Raw genomic sequence first — 23538 nt, 5'->3', positions numbered from 1 at the left:
CTTACATAAATTAAATTCCCTATTATTATAGTTTTGCCGTTCCCCCAAACGCGTTTAAATATCCGAGGATTTCCCTACACAAATCCGTGTTGTTTACTCATTCCAAATAAAACAGCCCTCACCAAGCCTGTATGAAAACGGCATGCTAAGGGCTGAACACCGCCAAACTCCCCATGAAGGCAGAGGAAGTAGGCAAAATCATATTCGCATAAACGCAAAAGGAAATAAAAAACGGACAGTGGATTGTTCCCATTGTCCGTTTTCATATTTTTCGCGCTAGTTATGGATTAGGATTCGTCTTGATTACTGCAACCTAGTGAGGGACAAATGAACTGAAATCGTCCCTGCTCGACTGATCCGCATGATAAAATACTACATCCCCGTCCTGTAAATGAAAGGTATGCCCGTACGGGTCCTTTATCTCTCGGCGGTAACCCTCCAGTTGCCACTGGTTCAATAGCGGGCCATTTATATACTGTAAATGCGGATGCTCGGTGTCACCCTGACGCAGTGACTCCAAATTAAAGCGAACGACGATAAAGCCTGTTTTCTTGAATATATCCGTATGCTCGTTAAGCTCCTGACGGCGACTGACCTCGCGCAAATCTGTGCCTTTGGTGACTGCGTACACATCAGCAGGCAGGCTATATTCACCATACCAGCGCTGAATCGACGCATTAGCACGATCCACATTGACCCCATCCGGCAGGTCTGTCTTCGGACCCATCAAGGTACGCACAGCCGCAGGCAGCACCAGCCAGTCGTAACGTCCAATCCAGGTCTTGCTGCGTGCAATACGGTGGGCATGCAGAGAAACATAGCGTTCCAGCGTCGACTGGCTTTGCTGTGCTTCACTCAGCTCATGCTTGTATTGGTAGGCTGACGTGTCCTGCATTTCCTCCATCGGCACATTGCGCAGCCGTTCATTCAAAATAACATATCGCTTCTCCCGGTCCTCCGCCGATCCCAAACGGATAAATTTTCGACTGCCGGAATGTGTGTACAGATCCACCTCTTCCCGCTGTCGCCCATCTTTGCTCACCCAATAGAACGATGGCGTGATGCGAATACCGTCCTTGGCGCTAAACATATTGCCTTTGGTTTTGAGGTCAAACTTGAAATGGTAGCCTGTCTTGACTGCCACATTTGCATAACCTTCATGTGGGTGACTGCCGGGACGAATGGGCAAGGTGAATGGCTCCTGGTTCCCTCTCGGTAACCCGTCAATATTGCCAAGCCCCGTCCAATAGGACAGGCCGCTATGCGTGGGGCTTCCTTTTCGTTGCCGAAACACCCGCTCCCAATGGTAATCGGCAATATCCGTGATATGAAAATCATACATCCGTCCGATGACCTCTATATTTACCACATCATCGGCGACATGATGGGCGATATCCGTGTTGGCATGGCGCTGTTCGGTGAACCCCTCCGGTGCATTTTCAGCAATGGTACGGAACTCAACTGTGTAGTTGCCTTCATCCACCCACACGGGAAGATAAAAGTCTGTGTTGAGCTGCAGCACTGGAATGTCGATCCAGGTACCCCGCGGATAAAAATGCGTCTTTCCTTTGTCGTACACATCGAACGGAAAGCGAACCTGCTTGGTTCGTACATATTTGGCATACTCCCGATCACCATATCCGGGAATATCCAAATGTGGTCCCGCTGTTGAAATCGTCACCCGGAAAGGTCGCTCCAAAATAAGTGCGGATCGTCCCTTTGTAGGTTGGGTTTTCTGATTATGAGCAGCATCGTCCGACACTTTAGACAGATTCACTACGGGAGTGTGGACAGTCACAGTGTTGATCCCTTGGATCGGCAAAGTCTTATCTGCACCGCCATTGATATTTCCTTTTAAAATCGCATAGGTAATGTCACCGCTACTTGACGTATTGGGTTTATTGATCTTGTGCTTTTCAATCATATGGCCCGGGCTGTACAGGATATCCGACCCGATTTTTACGGGTTCAGGGATTTTGCCAGGAGTCGGCCCCTTTTCCTTGACACGCTGGTGGTCCATGATCGTTTGACCGTTGAATTTCACAGTATCGTTTTCAACTTCCACGTCTGGTGTAGCCTTCTGGGCCACAGGCTCCAGTGATCTTTGTTCATTGGGCACCTTCGGCATACTCTTGCCGCCATAAATATAAAGTGAACCCCCATCGACGATGCCCGGAGAAGGAGCCGGATAGTATTTTCCGTTGGTCGCTGATTCTACAGACGGCGGCGTGTAATTCCGTGGTGGAATCGTAATACTACCTCCCGGCAGTGCATAGTTACGTAGCTGCGCGTTCTTGATACCGTACACCTCAAGGTTGTCGATCACCCAGTAGGAGTACGGTTTCACAATTTCGTATTTGTAATACTCCACGACCTTCATGTGCCGGGTATCGTTGATATCTTCCCATTCCAGATCATACGTGCGCTTCAGCTTGACGTTGTAGGTGCACTTGCCTTTGAGCTGTTGGTAGGTGTTTTGAAAAAGGTAATTCCGGGCCAGCACGTTTCCGTACAGGCTTTCAGAAGTAGGAATACCCTTGGCTACATCAAAACGTGACGCGCCTCGCTGATCGGCTTTAATAACGGCAGATACTGTCGGGTCCAATTCAGCAGTTTCCAAGCGCAGACCTGGAACGGGGCGGGAGCAGACAACACCTTTCGTTGGCTGTTCATGATCTTGGCAATCCGAGGGTGCTCCCTCTTGGCTTTCTCCAGGCTTAGGACAGCCCTGAGCTTCTTTGTAATACAAGTAAGCGGTAAACTGTTCAAAAGAACCGTCATAGGTAAATCCGGGTACAATTCCCGGTAAAATATCTCCGCTTGGCGGTTTACCTGTCGTGCTTTTCTTATAACCCACATACTCATATTTTGGATTGGTTGGCGGGGTGAAATCATACAGTTGATCAGCTTTTAGCTCATCCTCTATTGGTGTAAATACGTTGTTAAGCGATTTTCCATCAGTGGTAAAATGCTTGACGATCAGACCACTCTCCAGTTCGATCTTGAACAGGACGGGCTGATAGATACGCCAGGCTTCTACTTCTTTGGCACAGTTCGGGCAGCTCTCTTCCTTGATATCTTTGGCTATGACTTCCGCATTAAGCATCATGTTTACTGTAATTGGAATAATGGTGGAGTCCGTTCCAACCCCCTGCACTTGATAGGAGCGAATATCGTCCTTCACTGTGCCTTTACTTATGTAACGTACGTATTCTTCATAGCTATCAGAACGAGATTTTTCAAAATATTTGATATAGTCAGGGTTCACTTTGTTGTTCTCATCATTAGGTCTATAAAGTGATGCTTCAACACTTTTTATTTTTCTACCCGGGAAACTAAATTTGTAAGTAAAAGTAGCCTCACCATGCATCCCTTTTCCAGGCTGTTTGCCACCGTTTGTGACCCACGTCCCTGCGATATTCTTCCACATATCGAAATACATCATACCGACAAAGTAACGATTATTCTTGTCTGCATAGTAGGACAGCGGAGTAATTTCTGTATCGGCTGCCGCCTTGTCGGTGGGAAAAGAAAAAGGCGGGAGCTGCAACAGAAGCAGTACCCCCACCAGCAATACGGCCAGAATGCGTTCAGTTTTTCCCATGTCTTAATTACCTTTCCACGGATTAACCATTATTGGGATATAGTCTCTCGATGCGAGATCAAAACCAATGTACTCAATATCTTGCAGCTCAAAGGTTTTATAATCCTTGTTGCCATAAAGGTTAGCGTCAGCGTACGAATATATTTTGTAATAGAGCATCTTTGTACCGTCTCCATTGTCTTGCGTCATTTCATCTAGTGCAGGGCGAAGGCGCACATCCTTATTTTTAGTCAAGTAAAAAAGGCTGCCTGCTGTAGATTTCGTTTTGGCTCGCACTTTCAGGTATGGAACTCCCTTTGGACTCGTATAAGGCTCGACTGAATAAATATCGCGCAACAACTTAATAGGCAAGTCGGACAGTTTAAAGATCACCACTTTGTCATACGGCTGACCGACAACGTTGTTTAGAAGACCAGGCATTGTGCCAATCGCCTTCTTATACGGCTCGATACTTACCGCCTTATGCCCCGTATCCTCCAGAGCAGCAATTTCCTTCTTTCCAATCCAGACCCAGCGACTAACTTTATCCCACTCCACTGTTTGCCCCAGACCCTCACTTACCAACCGCAGCGGCACAAAAGTACGGTTTTGCTTCAAAATAATCTTCGTTTCATACGTTTTGGTCTGCCCATCCACGGTAGCGGTGTTTTGACCCACTGTCATGTTAACAGCATGGGCATCATTTTTAATCGACACAGCCAATTGACCGCCTGTTTTCTCCCAGCCTACCTTAGCCCCTAGCGCTTCGGATACAAAACGAATCGGAACCATCACATAATCGTTACTATCCTGAAAAGGTTTAGCATCTGGAAACTGTATTTTTTTCGCGTTTAACAAGACTTCAATGGGCTTGGCGCTGCTTGCCGCCTCCGTCGTTGGAATCGTACTTGTCGCGCCCCATAGCAACGTGACTGCGGTCAAACTCAACATCCATTTTTTCATACTCATCTCTCTATCCCCTTTGTCAGCTTAAACTTTAAACTATGTATATCATCTCTAATTTCATAAACTTATCGCATCCCCACTTTCGGAAAATACTGGATACAACTTATATATTATAGGGTTTCCCTCTTACAAAATCTATAAGAAAAACTTCTAATACAAAGCATTCCAAACAAATAGACTCTATAAAGCAATCCCTCCCCCTCAATCATAGAACTGACTCATTAAAAAGTTTTATATTTCCGCAAAATATCAACAAAAAAGGGCTGCCTCTCCCCTATGAAGGAAGAAACAGCCCGTGTGCTTCACGCGCAAAAAACTATGAATATATCAACTCATACCACCATATGGATTATTCCAGCATCATCCAATATTTCTTATATCATAAATCATACCGGACGAAAAATCAAACGTTACTTTTTCTCACGAAACATTTCAAAGATCATTCATGTATACCTGAATTTCCAGCTTGATAGAGTTGCTCATATACGTCCTTGTTGACCATCCTCAACCCAAACAATCTGCGGATACGCTGTCCCGGCTTGGCTTTGAAGGTTACTGTCGCCTGATCCTTACCCTCCAGATATGCAGCCGGAATAGCGGCATTAATGTTGTAAAACTTATCGGCCTCATCAAAACCTTCACTAAAATGCTCAAGTGGATGACCGTTAATCGAAATATCAAAACCGCAGTTAGGCATTTCCAGCGTGGCTGTGTAGGTAATGACCAACAGCATCGGAGCAGATGGATCTGTATTTAAATCGAAAGAAAACCAACCGTCAATTCCCGCATTCCGATAAGGTCGGTTATTCACATATCCGGTGCGAGTCGAGGCATCTCCCTGGAAGTTATGATCCCGCTCCGGCTGCATTTCACCAGGTTGGGCAAAATCAACCGTACACTGCTCCAGAATCGCCAGTTTTTCGCGTGCTGCTGTGTATTCCTGTTCCGCCTCCTGCCACGCTTCCTTCGTAAAAATGTCCCAATATACGGAATACGTACGGTCATGCATTTTATACAGAGGAGACAATTCCACATCCCGGGGATGCCCTGCATTCAAGGTACGGAACGTATTGGTCTTGCCCTCCACGGGCTGTATCCAGGCATCCAGCTTTTCCGTTTGAGGGATAAATACCGGTGTATAGAGAAACTCCTTGGCTTTAGGATCTTCTAAGGGGCCCAAGTCGCCTGCCAGCACCAGCGGTCCATACATGATAGCCGCCCGATCCGGATTATCCGGCATCTGCTCCAGCCTCAGCGACATCGGAATCGTCACCTCTACAACATCCCCGTCAATCCACGTTCTGGCGATAGAGACAAAGCTGCCCGGTTCCGATACAACCGATTGTTCCTTGCCATTTACACGAATGGTAATTCCTTTTTCAGCCCAATATGGATAGCGGATGAGTAGCATAAATGAGGCAGGTTGATCGCATTGAATCTCCAGCCTCGTATGATCCGTCTCTGGATAGGAAGTGTTTTGTTTTAGCGTAACGCCTCTGTCCTTCCATTCCAGCGTGGAGGCAATGAACTGATTGACATACAGCTTATCGTGATCGTGAAAATAAATACCGCTGCCGTAGCTCGCATGGTTTTCCATCCCTGTACCAACACAGCATGTGAAATCGTCAAATTTGCTTTCAAAATGCTTGTGCCCGCCCATCGCCAGCGACAGAAAATACGTTACGCCCCCATGAACCGGGTCCTGCGAGGCCAAAATATGATTGAATAGACCTCGCTCATAAAAGTCGGCTTCCTTGGCGGAAACATTCCATTGAAACAGATGATTTGTCAGCTTGAGCATGTTATAGGTGTTGCACGTCTCCGTCGTATGCGGCCCGATGCGATCATTCAAGCCATCTGGCGCTCCAAAATATTCTCCAAAGCTATTCCCGCCAATGACATACGAATGATGATCCACCACCCGCTCCCAAAAAAACTCCACCGTCTCCCGGCGCTTCGTATCATTAGTCAGCTCATATTCCTTGGCAAGCCCGATCAGCTTCGGAATCTGTGTGTTGGCGTGAATGCCCTGTAAACAGTCTTCCTGCGAGCTAAGCGGGTCCAGCACCAGCTTGTGCCAGAAGCACTCAGCCAGCCGCAAGTAGCGCTCTTCCCCGGTATCCGCGTACAAGTCCGCCAATACTTCGTTCATGCCTCCGTATTCGCAAAACATCATCTGCTGCATCTGCTCATCGCTCATCTGCTGCAAAATTCCTTCGAGCCAGTCCGCTAGTTTGCGCTCTACACCTAATGCCTTGTCACAGCCTGTCAAATGATACGCATCACGCAGACCAGCGAACAACTTGTGTAGTGTATACAAAGGAGCCCAGGCACCGTTCAGGTCAAAGCCCTTCGAACGAATATTTCCAGAAGATACCTCTTCAAAAAGTTCCTTTCCCCCTGGAATACCGGATACATATCCGTCACCATGCGCCGCCTGACAAACGTCCAGCTCATCCGTAATGTAATGTGCGATTTCTTTAAAACGCTCATCGCCCGTTGAAGCATACATCATGGAGCAAGCGGACAAATAATGTCCCAGTGTATGACCGGAAATAGTCATCGCTTCCCAGCCCTCATATTGAGGCGCTTTGGGCGAAAGCCCGGCATATTCCCGAAAACGCGCCAGCAGACGATCAGGCTCAAGCTCCAACAGATAAGATCGGTTCAGCTCCATCGCCTGTTTGAAAGGACCTTCAGCCAATACCACCTCGTTCAGTGCAAACGGCCTTGCTTTCATATGGGCTTTTGCTTTAAGAGTCACTTTCTGTTCCTCCTTTAAGGCGAATTTGGGATAAAAAAACGCATATCAAACACAACGAGCCGTTACGCGCCGCTCCCAGAAGAGGTTTGCCCCCACTGCTGGTACAGCTGCGTTCTCGCCTCTGTAATGCCGGGATGAAACTGAATCAGCGCATGCTTACGTGCAAAATGGACCTCACGGATCGCCTCCTGCACCCGCTGTTCCCCGCCTGCTCCGCCGAGTCCAGCGGCATGGAGCACGGAAGCGGCGGCTAATCGCCCTTGAGCCATCGCGACCAGCCCGCTTTCGATGCCGGTAATATTGCCGGCAACGTACAGCCCTTTGAGCGAGGTTTCCATTCGCTCACCATGCAGTGGGACATGCCCGCCTAGCTCAGCGCTGTACACGAATTTGCATCCGGCTACCGCCGCCAGCTCAGCGAGCGGGTACAAGCCGCCGCTGAGCGCCACGAAGTCGGCGGGTTCGACGCGCTCGCTGCCAGGGATAGGCGAGCCGTCCGGTTTGACGTGGACCAGGGTCACGGATTCGACCCGATCCTGCCCGTTGACGGACAGCACTGCTGTCCGCAACCGGATCGGGATATCCCACAGACGAAAGCCTCTGTGGGGATAGCAGCACGCGATGAGTTTCTCCATCCGCATCGCAGCTGCCAGCCTGCCACCGGCACGCATCCAGGCCGCAGGGGCCAGCCCCGATAGCTGAAGCAGCAGCTTCGCGGAGGCTGTCGGATCTGCTGCTGCACCAGCGAGCGGATTGGCGCACGGCAGTGTAATCGCCGCCACCTTCACTCCGGCGACGGACAGCTCGCGGGCAATCGCCATCGACAATACGTTCATGCCTACGATGATGCCGCGTTCTCCCGGCTTGACGTAATGAACGTTGGTCATCACCTGCGCGGCCCCGATAGACATGACGCCCGGCAGCGTCCAGCCATCCAGTGGAACGGGAATTTCGGCAGCTCCAGTCGCCAGCAATACGTAATCGGCCGTGAACAATCCACAGGAAGTGGAAATTCCCCACATTGTTGTATATTCCATACCATGTACGGAAACACCGCAGCGAATGTCCACCCCAAGTTCCCTGCAACGGGTAATTAGCTCATCCGAAACATGTTTTCCAACCCACCAGCCTTGACTGCCTTCCTCATGATACTGCCCGGGCATACGTCCACCCGGCTCTGTAAACTCATCCAGTACCGTGACTGGCAATCCATGCTCAGCAGCCGATACCGCTGCGGACAATCCGGCGGGACCCGCTCCAATGACGATGAGATGCGCCATTTCATTCATGTCACAATTCTCCCTGTGATTTCATTCGAAAGCTGTCGTCCGGTTTCCACCACCATACCTTCCTCCAGCTTGGTCAGGCAGGAACGGACGGTACCGAACGGATGGACCGTCAGGCGGCATTCGTTGCAATGCCCAATGGCGCAGTATACACCTCTGGCCGTACCGGATTCCTCATGTCTTCTCAGCAAACGGACGCCGCTGGCCAGCAACGCTGCTGCCAATGGCTCTCCAGCCAATCCCTGCATGGGACGACCGTCAAAAAAGAAAGATACCTGCCGCCGCTCCGGCTTTGGTCCCAAAATAGGATGATTTACAATACGCATGCGGCTCATAAAGAACCTCCCTCTGCCAGCTGCCCGAACGTTACGGGACGCACTGGAGGCCTTTGCGATAACAGCTCCGCCTCCCGGCGAGCAGCAGGAACCTGATTGTAAAACCATGACTCCACCAATTGTCGGCATACCCTGCCCTGACATGCCCCCATCGTCACCCGCGTAGCCATTTTAAGCTGGCGCACGGTGTCCATACCCATGCGGCAAGCCTGCTCCATCTGTGCGATACTCACTTCTTCACAGCGACATATGAGCAAATGACCTGATGGGCTCCCGACCGTCTCACTTCGTCCCGTCACCCGCTTACTCATAGCTGATCGCACAGGTTTTAATCGCTGAATAAAAATCCAGCGCCGCCTGGCCCTGTTCCCGGGTATGTGAACTGGATTGCTTCAGACCGCCAAACGGAGCCTGGTATTCCACACCAGCCGTCTCCTGATTAACCCGAACCATACCGGCGTTCGCCTCATCCAGAAACCGATGAGCCAACCGCAAATCGCGGGTGAATAGAGAGGCGCTTAATCCATAAATAGAATCATTGCACAGTCGAATTGCATCCTCGAAGTCGTCCGCCTGCACGACCCCCAACACAGGTCCAAAAATCTCCTCCTGAATCAACGGATGGGACGAATTGAGTCCAGTCGCCACCAGTGGACGCACATAATATCCGTCGTCCGTCCCGGCGGCGGCTCCACCTTCGGCCAAAATGTGAGCTTCCCGACGTGCGAGTGATACATAGGACATGACCTTCTCGTATTGACCTGCGGATGCCACAGGTCCAAGATACGCACCGGGGTCAAGCGCCGGAGCGATCTGTATTTTTTCCACCGCTTGGCGTAAGGCTTCCGTGAACGTCTCATAGACAGACTGTTCCACAATCACCCGGCTGGTGGCCGTGCATTTCTGCCCGGCTGAACGGAAAGCTCCGCTGATAATCATCGCCACCGCCTGTGCTACATCCGCGTCTTTCAGCACAATGGCGGCATTTTTACCGCCCATCTCGGTCTGGTATTTCATGTTACGGCGCGCGCATCGCTCGGCAATGCCCAAACCTGTAGCGGTGGAACCCGTGAAGCTGACCGCATCCAGTACCGGATGCTCCAGTAAGGCATCGCCAATACGGTTACCCTGCCCAATGACTAAGTTCAGTACACCGGGTGGAAGCTGCACCGCCTCGAATAGCTCGGCGACCCGTACTGCAGTTAACGAAGCATGTTCGGCAGGCTTCCAGATGACCGTGTTTCCGCACAAAAGTGCAGGAGCGATTTTCCATAGCGGAATAGCTACCGGAAAATTCCACGGCGTAATGACAGCCGTTACACCCAGCGGAATGCGCTTCGTGTATTGAAGCACTCCCGGCTCATTCGAAGGAATGACTGTACCAATAGAACGTACGCCCTCTGCCGCATAGTAGCGGAGCAGATGGACACCTCGCATGACCTCTCCGCGCATCTCGGTAATCGGCTTGCCCATCTCACGGCTGGCCAGTCCAGCTAATTCAGGTAATGCTGCTTCTAGTAACCCGGCTGCTTTGAACAGATAAACTCCCCGCGCTGCGGGACTTAAAGCAGCCCAGCCCGCCTGAGCCAGCCGTGCCGCATCCCCGGCCTGTGTAATATCGCCCGTTTCTGAAAAATGGACGACTCCCACCTCCTCCTTCAAGTCCGAAGGATTGTGAACCACCATTTCCTCGCCGGAAGGGCTCAGCCACTCACCACCGATCCAATTTCGGCTCTCCATCGTCTTCACCTCCATTCAGGATGATACTTCGCTTGGACGAACCGCCACCTCAAATGCTTCGCGAATGCGGTCATAATCCGCCTGCGGCAGCGCAAGTCTGGGCGGACGTGTCGGACCGACCGGAAATCCAGCCAGCTCCATCATATATTTGATGGACTGTACCAATTGCGGGCTGGCATCATAGTGGAACAGCGGCAGCAGCCTGCGATACAACGCGGACGCTTCTGCCATATTTCCCGCCTGCGCAAGTCGGAACAACTCTACCCCTTCCTTGGGCAGCGCATTAGGTACCCCCGAAATCCAGCCTGTCGCGCCGAATAATGCCCCCTCCATCGCTAGATTATCTACTCCGACCATGACCTCCAGCTCTGTCTGATCCAAAATAGCGTGAATACGCCGTACATCACCGGAAAATTCCTTGACTGCTACGATATTTTCAATTCGCGACAAGTCCGCAAGAATATCTGGAGTCAAGTCAACCTTGTAATCATGGGGGTTGTTATACGCAATGATCGGCAAGCCCACCTTTGACAATGCTTCATAATGGGCCGTTACCTCATGAGGCAGTGGGTTGTAATTAATGGGTGGCAGTGCCATGACACCCGCAGCCCCAGCATCCTTCGCATGCTGAATCCAATGCACCGCCTGTTTGGTGGACGGAGCCGCCGAGCCGACAACAACTGGGACACGCCCTGCCGCAGCGTCAATTACGGTATGCACAACCTGCGACCGTTCCTCCGGGGACAAAGCCGCATATTCTCCCAGCGATCCCGTAGGAACCAGTCCGCTAATGCCGCTTGCAATCAGATGCTCGCATAGCTCGGTCAGACGCTTATGGTCTACCTCCAGCTCTGCCGTGAACGGTGTAACCAAGGCCACATATACACCTTCAAAACGTGCCATATGCTTACCAACCCTTTCCCATCTTTATTTTCATACTCAGCATTCGGGATGGATGTAAAATGCTCACATCAGCAAAAAACCTTCTTTAAGCGGGTCCTCGGGGTCCAACACAAATTGATGATGTCCCGTCACCCAAGCCGAACCTGTAATTTGTGGGATGACTGCCGGATAAGGACCGATCTGCGTCTCCCCCACGATTTCAGCCCGAAACATGGAACCTGTGATGCTTTCATGTACAAACGGCTCATTGAAGTCCAGTTTTCCCTTGGCGTGCAACACCGCTACCTTGGCCGAGGTTCCTGTGCCACAAGGAGAACGATCGATACCTCCCGGTGGGATGACGACGACATTGCGGCAATCGGCCTGTGGAGCCACAGGCTCCCCGTAAAATTCAATATGTGTCAATCCTTGAATAACCGGATTTTCAGGATGTACGACCTCAACAACCGCATTCACTGCCTCCCGAATCTGCACCGCTGTTCGTACAATTTTTGCCCCATGGCTCTGCTCCAGTGCAAGACCGATGGAAGCCGCCTCTACAATGGCGTAAAAGTTGCCTCCATACGCAATATCCAGCGTGACTTGCCCGATGCCCTCTACCTGAATCTCCACTTCACGGCGGTACACAAAAGAAGGGATGTTTGTGAACGTTACTTGTCGCACCTTGCCCGCATTCACATCCAGTTGCACTTGAACCGGGCCTGCCGGAGTGTCCAACAATATCGATTTTTTATCCGCAGCAATCAGTCCGCCCTCCATCAGCGCCGTACATACTCCAATCGTATCGTGACCGCACATCGGTAAATAGCCGCCAGTCTCTATAAAGACCACACCAATATCTGCATCAGGATGACAAGGTTCTGTTAAAATGCAGCCTGACATCACCTCATGACCACGCGGCTCGAACATCAGCAAACGGCGAAAATCATCATGATGTGCTGCCATATAAGTCATTTTTTCCAGCATCGTACGACCTACCAGCTTAGGCGCGCCGTGAATGACCGTTCGCGTCGGATTGCCTCCCGTATGGGTATCAATCGTAGTAATTCTGCCCGCTACACTCATCCGGTTACCTCCCCGTGAACCTCGCGGCTGGTAAAAGCCTCGCCAAATCGATCATATCGCAGCGGCTCCACCGGAATACAAGTGGATTCGCCGCGTACCATCTCGGTCACCAGCTTACCTGTAACCGCCGCAAGACTAATACCATCTCCTTCATGGCCTGAAGCGATGAATAGCCCCGGCACTTCATCCACTGCGGATACGATGGGCAAATGATCAGGGGTCCATGGACGCAAACCGGTATACGCCCTCATCATCGGTACATTGGCCAAGGCAGGAAAAAAGCGAATGGCTCTGCGAGCGATTAAGCGAATCACCTGTTGATCGACACCTGTATCCATACCGACAAACTGACGGCTGCTGCCAATCAGAATGTTCTGTGATGCGGTGGGCTCGAATACCAGCGCTACACCGTATTTTTCATAAAGCTCATCTACACTCCGCTGACCGCCAAACTTGCTCATCAGATAACCGAACTCCATCATCTTGCGGTTTCCGATCGAAGGCATTCGGGCAGACACCAGTATATGTCCTTTGCGCGGTATAATCGGAAGATCCAAACCTAGTGAATGACCGATACTACGTGTCCATACACCTGCGGCCAATACTACTGCATCAGCATGGATCACACCATTTGGCGTCTCCACCCCGCGGACGTTCCCCCTTTCGTCCTGAAGGATGGACTGTATCGGCATGCGCGGTAATAACTTGGCCCCCATCTGACGCGCGGCCTCGGCCAGTGCATACGTCATCAACACCGGATTCACAGTGGAATCTGTCGCACACTCCAGCCCACCCGGCAAATCTTTGGCCAAATGCGGCCATTCCTCTCGCAAATCCTGCTGATCCAGCATGCGAAACGGAAGCCCTTCATGCTGCTGGCGGGTGACCCATTGCTCTGCGGCCTGCATCTCCTGGTCATTTTCACAGACCAGAATACTTCCAGGCGCACGATACTCAAACTCACCCTCCAGTTCCCTAGCCAGCTCTGCCACCAATTCCTGCGATACCAACGACATTCGACTGTCAAACCCGGGCTCTTTATCGATTGCCAATATATTGCCATCACAACGGGACGAAGTGCCTCCAGCAATCTCCCCTCGCTCAGCCAGCACGACCTTCATACCGGACTTAGCTGCAAAATAAGCGATGGCTGTACCGATGATTCCGCCGCCTACAATGACCAGATCCGCGGCATCATGTTTCATTCGCATCCCTCCCTTCGACCGTTTTAATCTGCTTGTGAGGTATTATTACAGCTTGAGCGTAAAGCTTTGTGTCACAGGCCTGCTCAGCTCATCATAATCCCGCAGCTGTACGGTGAATTTATACGTCTTGTTGCCTGCTCCGCTGTCTGCTGTTCCGCTAATCGTTCCTGTAAAACGGTCCAGTGTGAACCCTGCGGGCAGTTGACCGCCTGTCACCGTCCAATCGTAAAACGGAACCCCTCCCTTGGCCTCCAGCTTAGCCGTGTACGCTTTACCTTTGACGGGTGCTGGCAATTCCTTCGTTATGATTTCTGGCGCGAGGAAAGGAGTCAGGTCCTTACGCAGCGGCCAGCCTGCTTTTTCTGCTACGAGTAGCGAAAGCTTCGTGTTCATCCAGCGCCGGGTCGGGAACAGATGGCGCCAGCCTCCATTTTGTCCGCTCAATCTGTCGACTTCTGCAAGCTCTCCGGAGAGATGGTAGCTGTCATCCAGTGCAGCCGGTCTGTGCTGATAAGCCAGAATATCCGGGTCATTGCCCGCCGCTTCCTTCAATGCTTTGACACCCGGGAATGTGTCGCTGAACACAATCGCATGACCGAATTCATGCATGATCAGCCCATGCACATCCGTCACCTTGGACAGATCGGATTGATACCATTCTTCATCGTCCACCGATGTGAATGGAATCGCATCATCATAGAAATCCAGAATCAAACTATAGGAACGGTTCAGGTTCCCCGGGACGGTCACACCGTTACGTGTATGATAATTGCCGTTTGTGGCCGGAAAGCCCGTAGAATACGGCCCGTTCAGCCCTCTCATAAACACCCACATGCCTTTGTAGGGCTTATCATTTGTCACCTGTATTTCATTTTGCCAGTCGTCACCTGGCAGATGGTTTACCTCCGCGTTGGCAGGAACCTCATCGAAAGGAGCCAGATCAAAGAAATAGAACCAGTCCTTTACCGCCAGCTCTGCGGCTTTTTTGGTAGCTGCATCATTGAAATAAGGCTTGATCGTATCGAATCTGTAGTCAAAATGGAGAGGAACTGTGGGCTCTTTATTATCGTCCTGATCCAACACGCGAATCGGAATGGACTGAGTAGTCGTGTGACCATCATTTCCGGCAACGGACATAGACAGCGTATAGTTTTCTATTTCACCGTTTCCTCCAATCCGGTCAGGATGGATGGCTAGCCGAAAATCTTTTTCCTCCTGTGCATTGGCAAAAGTCAGCGTTTTGCTTGCACCTTGCGCCGACAACGTACTTGGCAGATCCATCATCAGCCGGGACGTGCCCTGCGCATTTAACGTAACCGTTAACGGAAAAGCAGCATCCGCTGGCGGCTTCACTTTTAGCTTCACATACGGGTTCGCCAGATATCCTTGCCAATCAACCAGATCTATACCATAATCGTTTACCGTCCGACTAAAGATGTCGACGACTTTTACATCCGACTCCGCCTCGGCATAAGCCTGTTGACCCGGAATAGCTGGTGTCAAAGCCACAATGAGAGAAGCCGCCAGCGCAGTCAGCCATATTCTGGTGTGTCTTTTATGCGTGTTCATTTGATCCCCTCCATCTCATTTTTGAATGACTTGCAAACGATGATAGTTACCTATAGCGCCACTGCGTGTTATAATAAAAGCAGCTCCTTAGGCGAAGAGGTCAGTACCTTAACACCGTCATCTGTGATCAGCACATCGTCCTCAATCCGAACCCCGCCGAAGCCTGGAATATAAATGCCTGGTTCCACGGTAATGACATGACCCGGTACGAGCACCGACTTACTTTCGCGGGACAGCCGTACCTGCTCATGAATCTCGAGACCAAAGCCGTGGCCCAGCCCGTGACCAAACTGCTCCCCATAGCCGTAAGAGGCAATCACATCCCGTCCCAGACTGTCTCCCTCCCGACCGCTTAAGCCGGGACGAAGTCCTGCAATCGTCGTCATATTCGCTTCCAGCACAATAGCATACAGTTCCTCGTGCCGCTCCGACGGATTGCCGACGAATACGGTACGCGTAATATCAGACAGATAACCACGTACATTTGCGCCAAAATCCATTGTGACAAACTCGTTCTGACCAATTTCCTTGTCACTGGCCAGTCCGTGCGGCAGCGCCGAACGCTCACCTGAAGCGACAATGAACGCAAACCCGCCTGATTCCGCACCTGCGAGCCGAAGCTGATATTCCAGTTCCGCCGCAATCCGTCGCTCTGTAACCCCAGGCTGAATATAATTCAGCACCTCCGTGAAGGCGGCATCGGTAATACGCGCAGCTTCGCTAATGGTGCGAATCTCTTCTTCGTCTTTCACATCGCGCAGCCGTTCAATGACATCCTCCGTTTGCACGTACTCCAACGAGCCCAGCGCGGCTTGAAGCTGTCCCGACTGTTGAAGTGAGACATGCCTGCTCTCCAAACCCAGTCTACGAACCCCCAACTTACTTGTGAGATCAGCGATGGTCTGGAAGATTTGCGCCTCATGCCGAATAACTGAATATTCCACTGCCTGATCTGTTGCCTGCATCATATAGCGGAAATCCGTCACTAAAAAGGCCTCTTCCTGCGTAACAAGCGCAATTCCAGCGGAACCTGTAAATCCGGTCATATATCTTCGATTAGGCCCATGTGTAATAAGCAGTGCATCTATCCCTAGAGCCGTGAATTCCGAGCGTAACCGGGCCAGTCTGCCAGAAACACCCTGTAATGGTTTTGTCTTTTGACTCTCTTCCTCTTTCACTCGTACGCCTCCTTATTCCACATTTCTTTTCAAGGCATATGTCTTAGCACACACTCTCCACTTGCTTTTGAACACATGTATACTCTTCTCGCTGCCGTCTTTCCCGTAAGTCCTGCGTCCAATTCTCCGTCTCTTTTTCAAATACACCAACGCGTCACGGCTTCCTTTTAGCCTTTAATACCTGTCAATGTAATGCCTTCGATAAAATAACGCTGTCCGATAAAAAATATCAGGACGATCGGAGCCAAAATCGTGCTGGAAGCCGCCATCAAGTAAGGCCAGTTGGTATTGTTTAATCCCCGGAAAGTCGCCAGCCCCAGCGCTAGCGTAAAATGCTTTTCGTCACTCAAGTAAATAATTGGGCCCAAAAAATCGTTCCACACATCAATAAAAGTGAATATTCCGATCACGATCAATGCAGGCGAAGATAAAGGAATAATGACGCGCCATAGTACAGTCAGAGGCGTACCTCCGTCCATATAAGCCGCTTCGTCCAGATCGCGCGGAATCGTCAGCATAAATTGTCGCATCAAGAAGATGTTAAACGCCCCTCCACCGAACCATGCAGGAACAATCAGCGGCAGAAATGTATTCAGCCCGCCCAGCTCACGCCACATGACGAAAGTGGGAATCAGCGTCACCGCGTAAGGCAACATCATCGACCCGATTAGCAGGGAAAAAATCAGATTACGTCCAGGCCAGCGCAGGCGGGCAAAGGTAAACGCCGACACAATCGAGGTCAACATCACTCCTGCCAGCACACACACCTCAATCATGAACGTATTCATAAAATACCTGCCGAACGGTACTGAAGTCAGCGCTTCCGGGTAATTGCTCCATTGAAAAGGAGAGGGTATCCACTCTGGCGGGAACACGAAAATTTGCGATGTCCCCATCAGAGAGCTGCGAATAAGCCATACAAATGGCAACAGCATTAACGCACTGCCTATAATTAAAACGATATACAGTACAACACGGCTGGCTGAGAATGGTTTGGAACGGGTGGGGGTAGCAGGACTACGGGAGCGTTCAGGCTGTGGAAGCGGATGTTGTGGTGTTTCTGAAGAATTGACAGAAGAAGTGACCTGATTCATGAACGTTCCCCTCCTTCATAGTGAACCCACTTTTTGGATGTGGAGAAAATCAGGACGGTAAGCACCATGATGACGAAAAATAAGATCCAAGCCAGAGCTGAGGCGTAGCCGATTTTAGTCTCCGTAAAGGCCGTACGCCACAAGTAGAACACATAGAACAACGTTGAATTGTTAGGTCCCCCGTTGGTCATAACATACGCCTGATTGAAGGCCTGAAAGGTGCTGATTAAAGACATGACCAGATTGAAGAAAATGGTTGGTGTCATCGAAGGAATGGTAATGTGAAAAAATTTATGCCACCTATTGCCGCCGTCTACCTCAGCTGCTTCATACAGATGAGTGGGAACCGACTGAAGTCCCGCCAAAAAGATAATGACCGTGTTCCCGATCCCCCAAGTGCTCATCATGATCAGCGAGGGTATTGCAGTGTTCTCGTCATAAATCCATTTGCTCCCCGGCAGTCCAACGCCCTCCAGCAGCGAATTTAACAGTCCAAAATCCGGGTTGAACATCCATAGCCACAACATCGTGTTAGCAATACTCGGAACAATGGTAGGTAGATAATAAATCGTACGGAACACCGACAAACCCTTCACCTTTCGATTTAATAACAGCGCAATGATAAAAGCCGCAGCCAAGCCGAGAGGTACGCTGCCCAGTGCATAATAAGTAGTCACGAACATGGATTGGGAAAAGGTATTATCCTCGGTCAAAATGGTTCGGTAATTATCCAATCCTATGAAGGTCATCTGTCCACCAATCGTCCAATCGGTTAAGCTGAATACGAACGAGGCCGCAATCGGTCCAATTGTAAAAATCATTAATCCGAGGATGGCAGGAAGCGCGAATAGCAGACCCCAGTTTCGCTCCATGCGCATCATTCCTGATTTTGGTCGCTTCATGGGCTGTTCTCCTTTCGCAGCTGTCCCGCCGCATTATTCATCCGGGTATACCCCTTGAAGTAATGGCTGAATGATAGGTTCCAGTTCATCCAGCGCCTGTTGCGGCGTCTTCTTGTTCGTCCAGATCAGATCCAGCCCCGGAGTTAGCTTGGAACCGATATCAGGCCAGTTGCGAAGGGTCGAAGTTGACGGCTTGATCGCATAATCTCTGGCATACTCAATGCCAGCCTTTTGAAATTCCGGTGGATGTGCGGCATTGTTGGTCCATGACTGGATAGCCTGCTCATCGGTATAGTATTTTTCCTCGATAGGCATCCAAAGACCGGACTTGAACAGATCCACCTTTTCGGGGTTGTTATGGTACAAATAGAATTCGAGCGCTTCCTTCGGGTGCTTGGTGCTCTGGAAAATGACCGTGGCTCCCGCAACAATCATCGTTTTGGGCTCTTTTAGCTTCGGCAGAACGCCGATACTCCATTGCAGCTGCTTGTTGTTCGAAAAATCAAGCAGGGACCAGGTTCCGTCCACCACCATCGCGACCTTCCTCGTCTGAAGACGAATCGTATTAGACGGCATGTCCTGCTGCTGGATCAAATCAGGAGAAACATGCTCCTTGAACACCAGATCCTGCAGCTTCTGAAAAACCTCCACCGACTCAGGACTGTTCAGGGTGTACTTCTTGCCCGTTTTGTCAGTCAAACCTCCGCCGTTGCTTGCTAAAAGCGGTCCCCAGGAGCTGCGGTCATTGCCGAAGGCAAAGCCGTACTGCACAATATTTTTCGGATCAAATCCACTGTCTCCCGGATGCTTGCCGTTCTGATCCTTGGTCAGCTTTTTGGCAATTTCCAGGAATTCATCCCATGTCCACGCTTTTTCAGGATCAGCCGGAGGGACGGGTACCCCTGCTTCTGTAAACAACTCCTTGTTGTAAAATAACTGCATCACTTCCAATGCGGTGTAATTGCCGATAGACTTGCCGGGTTCGCTGTAGAGATAGGAGGATTTGAGCTTGTTTTTTAATTCGGGATATTCGTCATAATAAGAGGATAAATCCAGGAGTCTGCCTTCACTTGCCCATTTCATTGTGAGGGAATCACCCAGGTAGGCGATATCAGGAAGCTGATTGGCAGCCATTAACGTGTTAATTTTCGTCGTGTAGTCACCAGGGACATGCTCGCCCTTCACCCGGGTGTTCGGGTGGGATGCATTAAAGCTTTGAATCATTTTTTCCATCGCCTGCTTCTCATCATTACTTCCCCAGTACATGAACTTGAGTTCGACCGCATTGGGATTAGCCGGTTCGCCAGCGTTACCACTGCAAGCCGTCAGCCCTGTCAACATCACCGTCATCACGAGAGCCATCCATGTCCGTAACCTTCGTTTCAGCAAATCAACCGGCCCCTTCCTGAACTGGTTTCTCCTTACAAGCCTATTATGCGCCGAGAGCCCAGAGCCGACCACCCAACGACTCCAGACTCTCTTTGTTTTGGTATGATTTTTTTAACAGCGCGTTTACAAAAATGTTTTACGAAACTCCGTCGGGGTCAGTCCAGTATGCTTTTTAAAGGCAATGCTAAAATAGTTCGTATCTGTGAATCCCACTAGCTCCGCTACCTCCGCCACCTTGCGATTCGGGTCCAGCAGCAGTTCTCGGGCTCGCTCAAAGCGAACACGCGTCTGGTAGTCGGCGAAGCTTTCACCTGTAACCTGCTTGAAGCGGGTACTCAAATATTTGGGGCTCATATTCATGTACTCTGCCAGACGGTTCAGCCCGCTATCCTCCTGAAGATGCTCCCGAATCCATTCCTTGGCCCGTTGGAATTTGCGGGGAATACCCTTCTCGCGTGATTCTCGGACATGACGACCCACCCGAACAAAATAGCGCGATACATAATCAACCATCTCGGGCCCATGTCGTAATCGGGACAGCTCCAACAACGGGTCATGCTCCTGCATGGACGTTTGTCCTACAGATGCATCACTCTGAACGATCCGCATGACGAACAGCACGAGCTGAGTGACAATCATTTTCACCTGCTTGAATGGCAACCCTGCCAACTGTCCTGACCATTCCTGTAAAATTGCATGTACGGCAGCATCATTGCCCGCTCGAATTTCCGTAATCATCAGCAGTTCCTTCTCCAGTAATTGACTGCTGTTTGGCTCGGCCGCCTGAATGCTCTCATAGGGGATGATCTGGCTATAGCCCACCCACCCCCGATGCTCCGCCGCTTGCACGGCTTCCTCATACGCCTCGGGAAGTTGCTCCATCCGTTGTACAGGACGGCTAATCCCGATGGACACGCCCTGGCTCAATCGTTCCTGCACGGTCTGCCGAATCTGCTGTGCCGCCCGCTCCGCCGCCCTGCAAGATGCCCTCGCCAGCAGCACAACACGCCGATCGCGGGAAACCGCTGCACTGTGCGCCTTCGCCCCGGTCGCTGCCGCAGCCTCCCCAGCCAGTCCAGCGAATACATGGCTGTTTTTATGCATGGAACCGTGTGACTTGCTAGCGGCTGCTTCCTGCTGCGACGCCTCCTCCAGCTCGCAACACAGCACGGTATAAGGCGGCCCACTCGTCTCGCCGAAAAATCTCAGCCCGTCCATCTCCCGAATGACCTCGGCTGCAGGACGCCGCTGCTGGAGCAAATCCAGCAGTAGATGCTCCCTGTACAATGGCTCCAATGAACGATGGCGGTGAATCGCTTCCTCCTCGCTTCTTCGCCATTGCGCAATACGATCCTCAGCCCGGCTCAATGCCGCTTCGAAATCCTCGCTGGTCACAGGCTTGAGCAAATAATCGACCGCTTGAAGCGAGACTGCCTGACGAATATACGTCATAGATTCGTACCCTGTCAGGAATAATAACGGGGTCTGCTGATCCTTGTCCCGAATAGTTTTGGCTACATCCAGTCCACTCATATCCGGTAAATTAATATCCAGTAAAACCATGTCCGGTCGCTGCTCCGTATACAAACGTAATGCCGTTGCGCCGTCCCCCGCCACATCACTGACTTCCACTGACAGGCCACTTTCCGCCACCATCAGCTTCAGTCCTTCCCGAATATGATATTCGTCGTCCACAATCAGCAGCCGGTACATGCCATTCTCCCCTTTCTTATTCAGTTCGAATGGGTGCCAGTAAGGTAACCGAGGTGTACTGACCCGGCTCGCTTGTCACGGACAGTCCATATTGCGGACCATAATGCCGAAGACGTTCATGCACATTGCGCAGCCCAAAGCCAATAGCACTCCCCCGTTCCGCTTCCAGCGACTTCCGAATATCGTCCAGACGCTCGGCTCCAATACCGCCCCCATCATCACTGACCGTCAAACGCAACATATCCCCTTCCCTTGTACCGGATAACATGATATAGCCACGGTCGGTGCGCCCTTTTAAACCGTGGTAAATAGCATTTTCGACGAGCGGCTGGAGGATTAGTTTGGGTACATAAAATCCGCAAATATCCTCCTCTACCTCGCAAATCCACTCGAACGAATTCCTAAACCTGAACTGCTGCACCTTCACATAGGCGCTTACATGCTCAACTTCCTGTCCCAAACTGATTTGCTCTCGGCCATAACTTAGTGAAATGCGAAAACATTTACCGAAGGCACCGATTACTTCTGCCATATCCCGTTGCCCATTCGCCAATGCCATTCCCTTCAGTGACTCCAGCGTGTTGTACAAAAAATGCGGATTAATCTGCGCCTGAAGCGCGCGGAACTCAGCCTGCTTACGCGACAGCAACGCTTCGTAGACCTGATCGTACAGTTCATGATTTTTTTGCATCATATGAAGAAAACGCTCCCCGATCTGCCCTACCTCATCCTTAGGATTAAAAACAACGGAAGTAGGAGCTTCGAAAGCTTGGGCTAAGCCTGTAGCACTCACACTCCCATCGACCGCCATTAATCGGCTCAATTGAAGCAGGGGCCGACGAATCGTGTCACTCAGCCGATAAGACAGCATCCAGCCCAGCATCAGTGCAATCAAAAAAGTCCAGATGGTCCAGGCACCAATTTTCCGCGCATCCTCGAACAGCACAGACTGATCGACTTTTTGCAGCAGCGTCCATTGTCCTTCATTTAACGGGCCGTAAGAGATCATCGTCTGGCGGCCGTTCCATGTTCTCCAATCCTTCGTAAGCACAGGCCTATCCACAGCCGATTTAGCAATCTGCCGCAATAGCGCTTGATCCGCAGCACCCTGCTCCGGCAATCGGTATACAGGCTCGCCCTCCTGATCCAGCACCCACATCTGGGTATTGCCGTCTGTCCCATGAAAAGCAAGCCCCCGAAACAGACTGGCCTTGTCAATTTCCAGCAGCAAAAATCCGAGGGGTGCGTAATCTCCAGTCGTTTTTCGAAGCAGCTTCCCTACATATATGCGGTCCTCCGCCATCCCACGTCCTGATTCAAACGGTGAATGAGCCATCCACATCATGGGCCGCTCGGCGAGCAGGCGGCGATAGTACACACGTGCTTCCTCTAATGTAGGAAGGCCGCCAAAACGGACCGAAACATTCCCCTGATAGAGAGAATGCTTGAGCCCGCCATTGGCGGCATATATGAGAGAGGACGTGATATACGGCTTGGTCTGGGTTTGCGTACGGACAACCATACTGAGTGTTTCATCGTTCCGTAAATATTCATAATCATCTTCCGGCTTGGTCTCCAGCATGGACTGCACATCAGGATTGCTGAGAATGGCATTGGTCAGGTCATTCAAGTCGGAAAGCGTCGCATTGACGTAATTTTCACTCATTTGCCGGGACTGCATAGCCAGCGCTTCCGATTTCTCGCCGATGGAATGGGCCGCGATCCGGTAAAAGGTAAAGGTCAGTACCACCATCGGAATGACGGTGAGTACCAGCGTCAGTACAATAAATTTCCCACGAATCGTAGGAATCCCAGCGAACTTTTGACGACCCCGGCCTCCCATTCA

The 23538-nt window shown here is 51.0% G+C and carries 17 protein-coding genes; all 17 read right to left on the bottom strand.

Annotated features, from left to right (window positions below):
* Positions 1-313: 313 nt before the first annotated feature.
* The 17 genes from MKY35_RS05180 to MKY35_RS05100 all read right to left on the bottom strand — a co-directional run bounded on the left by MKY35_RS05180 (position 314) and on the right by MKY35_RS05100 (position 23535).
* The gene (locus MKY35_RS05180; RefSeq protein ID WP_342445786.1) at positions 314-3604 is read right to left on the bottom strand and encodes a DUF5704 domain-containing protein; all 3291 of its coding nucleotides are present in this window, start codon (positions 3602-3604) and stop codon (positions 314-316) included.
* 3 nt (positions 3605-3607) lie between these two features.
* Positions 3608-4552: a copper amine oxidase N-terminal domain-containing protein gene (locus tag MKY35_RS05175; RefSeq protein WP_342445785.1), complete on the bottom strand. Its 945-nt coding sequence runs from the start codon at positions 4550-4552 to the stop codon at positions 3608-3610.
* A gap of 436 nt (positions 4553-4988) precedes the next feature.
* Complete coding sequence (locus tag MKY35_RS05170; protein ID WP_342446608.1) at positions 4989-7289, bottom strand: beta-L-arabinofuranosidase domain-containing protein; 2301 nt, start codon at positions 7287-7289, stop codon at positions 4989-4991.
* A gap of 86 nt (positions 7290-7375) precedes the next feature.
* On the bottom strand, positions 7376-8602 hold the full coding sequence (locus MKY35_RS05165; RefSeq protein WP_342445784.1) for an FAD-dependent oxidoreductase: 1227 nt from the start codon (positions 8600-8602) through the stop codon (positions 7376-7378).
* The gene (locus MKY35_RS05160; protein WP_322251192.1) at positions 8599-8934 is read right to left on the bottom strand and encodes a (2Fe-2S)-binding protein; all 336 of its coding nucleotides are present in this window, start codon (positions 8932-8934) and stop codon (positions 8599-8601) included. The genes MKY35_RS05165 and MKY35_RS05160 overlap by 4 nt, the downstream gene beginning before the upstream one ends.
* Positions 8931-9245 carry a (2Fe-2S)-binding protein gene (locus MKY35_RS05155; protein ID WP_342445783.1) on the bottom strand — a complete coding sequence of 105 codons (315 nt, stop codon included), beginning with the start codon at positions 9243-9245 and terminating at the stop codon, positions 8931-8933. The genes MKY35_RS05160 and MKY35_RS05155 overlap by 4 nt, the downstream gene beginning before the upstream one ends.
* Positions 9238-10674, bottom strand: a complete 1437-nt coding sequence (locus MKY35_RS05150) for an aldehyde dehydrogenase family protein (RefSeq protein WP_342445782.1) — start codon at positions 10672-10674, stop codon at positions 9238-9240. The genes MKY35_RS05155 and MKY35_RS05150 overlap by 8 nt, the downstream gene beginning before the upstream one ends.
* A 15-nt stretch (positions 10675-10689) precedes the next feature.
* Positions 10690-11577, bottom strand: a complete 888-nt coding sequence (locus MKY35_RS05145) for a dihydrodipicolinate synthase family protein (RefSeq protein WP_342445781.1) — start codon at positions 11575-11577, stop codon at positions 10690-10692.
* A 63-nt stretch (positions 11578-11640) separates the two neighbouring features.
* On the bottom strand, positions 11641-12642 hold the full coding sequence (locus tag MKY35_RS05140; RefSeq protein WP_342445780.1) for a 4-hydroxyproline epimerase: 1002 nt from the start codon (positions 12640-12642) through the stop codon (positions 11641-11643).
* The gene (locus MKY35_RS05135; RefSeq protein ID WP_342445779.1) at positions 12639-13847 is read right to left on the bottom strand and encodes an FAD-dependent oxidoreductase; all 1209 of its coding nucleotides are present in this window, start codon (positions 13845-13847) and stop codon (positions 12639-12641) included. Before MKY35_RS05135 ends, MKY35_RS05140 begins: the two co-directional genes overlap by 4 nt.
* 45 nt (positions 13848-13892) lie before the next feature.
* Complete coding sequence (locus tag MKY35_RS05130) at positions 13893-15416, bottom strand: Ig domain-containing protein (RefSeq protein ID WP_342445778.1); 1524 nt, start codon at positions 15414-15416, stop codon at positions 13893-13895.
* A gap of 68 nt (positions 15417-15484) precedes the next feature.
* Positions 15485-16540 carry a Xaa-Pro peptidase family protein gene (locus tag MKY35_RS05125; RefSeq protein WP_342446607.1) on the bottom strand — a complete coding sequence of 352 codons (1056 nt, stop codon included), beginning with the start codon at positions 16538-16540 and terminating at the stop codon, positions 15485-15487.
* A 221-nt stretch (positions 16541-16761) separates the two neighbouring features.
* A complete protein-coding gene (locus tag MKY35_RS05120) occupies positions 16762-17688 on the bottom strand; it encodes a carbohydrate ABC transporter permease (protein WP_342445777.1) in 927 nt (308 codons plus the stop codon).
* Entirely contained in the window at positions 17685-18590 is a 906-nt protein-coding gene (locus MKY35_RS05115; RefSeq protein ID WP_342445776.1) for a sugar ABC transporter permease, read from the bottom strand. Before MKY35_RS05115 ends, MKY35_RS05120 begins: the two co-directional genes overlap by 4 nt.
* A 33-nt stretch (positions 18591-18623) precedes the next feature.
* Entirely contained in the window at positions 18624-19979 is a 1356-nt protein-coding gene (locus MKY35_RS05110) for a sugar ABC transporter substrate-binding protein (RefSeq protein ID WP_342445775.1), read from the bottom strand.
* A 123-nt stretch (positions 19980-20102) separates the two neighbouring features.
* On the bottom strand, positions 20103-21692 hold the full coding sequence (locus tag MKY35_RS05105) for a response regulator (RefSeq protein ID WP_342445774.1): 1590 nt from the start codon (positions 21690-21692) through the stop codon (positions 20103-20105).
* Positions 21693-21708: 16 nt separating this feature from the next.
* Positions 21709-23535: a sensor histidine kinase gene (locus tag MKY35_RS05100; RefSeq protein WP_342445773.1), complete on the bottom strand. Its 1827-nt coding sequence runs from the start codon at positions 23533-23535 to the stop codon at positions 21709-21711.
* Between the last annotated feature and the right edge of the window lie 3 nt (positions 23536-23538).

Origin of the sequence: Paenibacillus sp. FSL L8-0638, assembly GCF_038593075.1 — a bacterium.
In the GTDB taxonomy this organism is placed as follows: Bacteria; Bacillota; Bacilli; order Paenibacillales; family Paenibacillaceae; genus Paenibacillus; species Paenibacillus polymyxa_D.
Note: the sequence above shows the minus strand (reverse complement) of the source record. Positions and strands in the feature narration are given on the sequence as shown.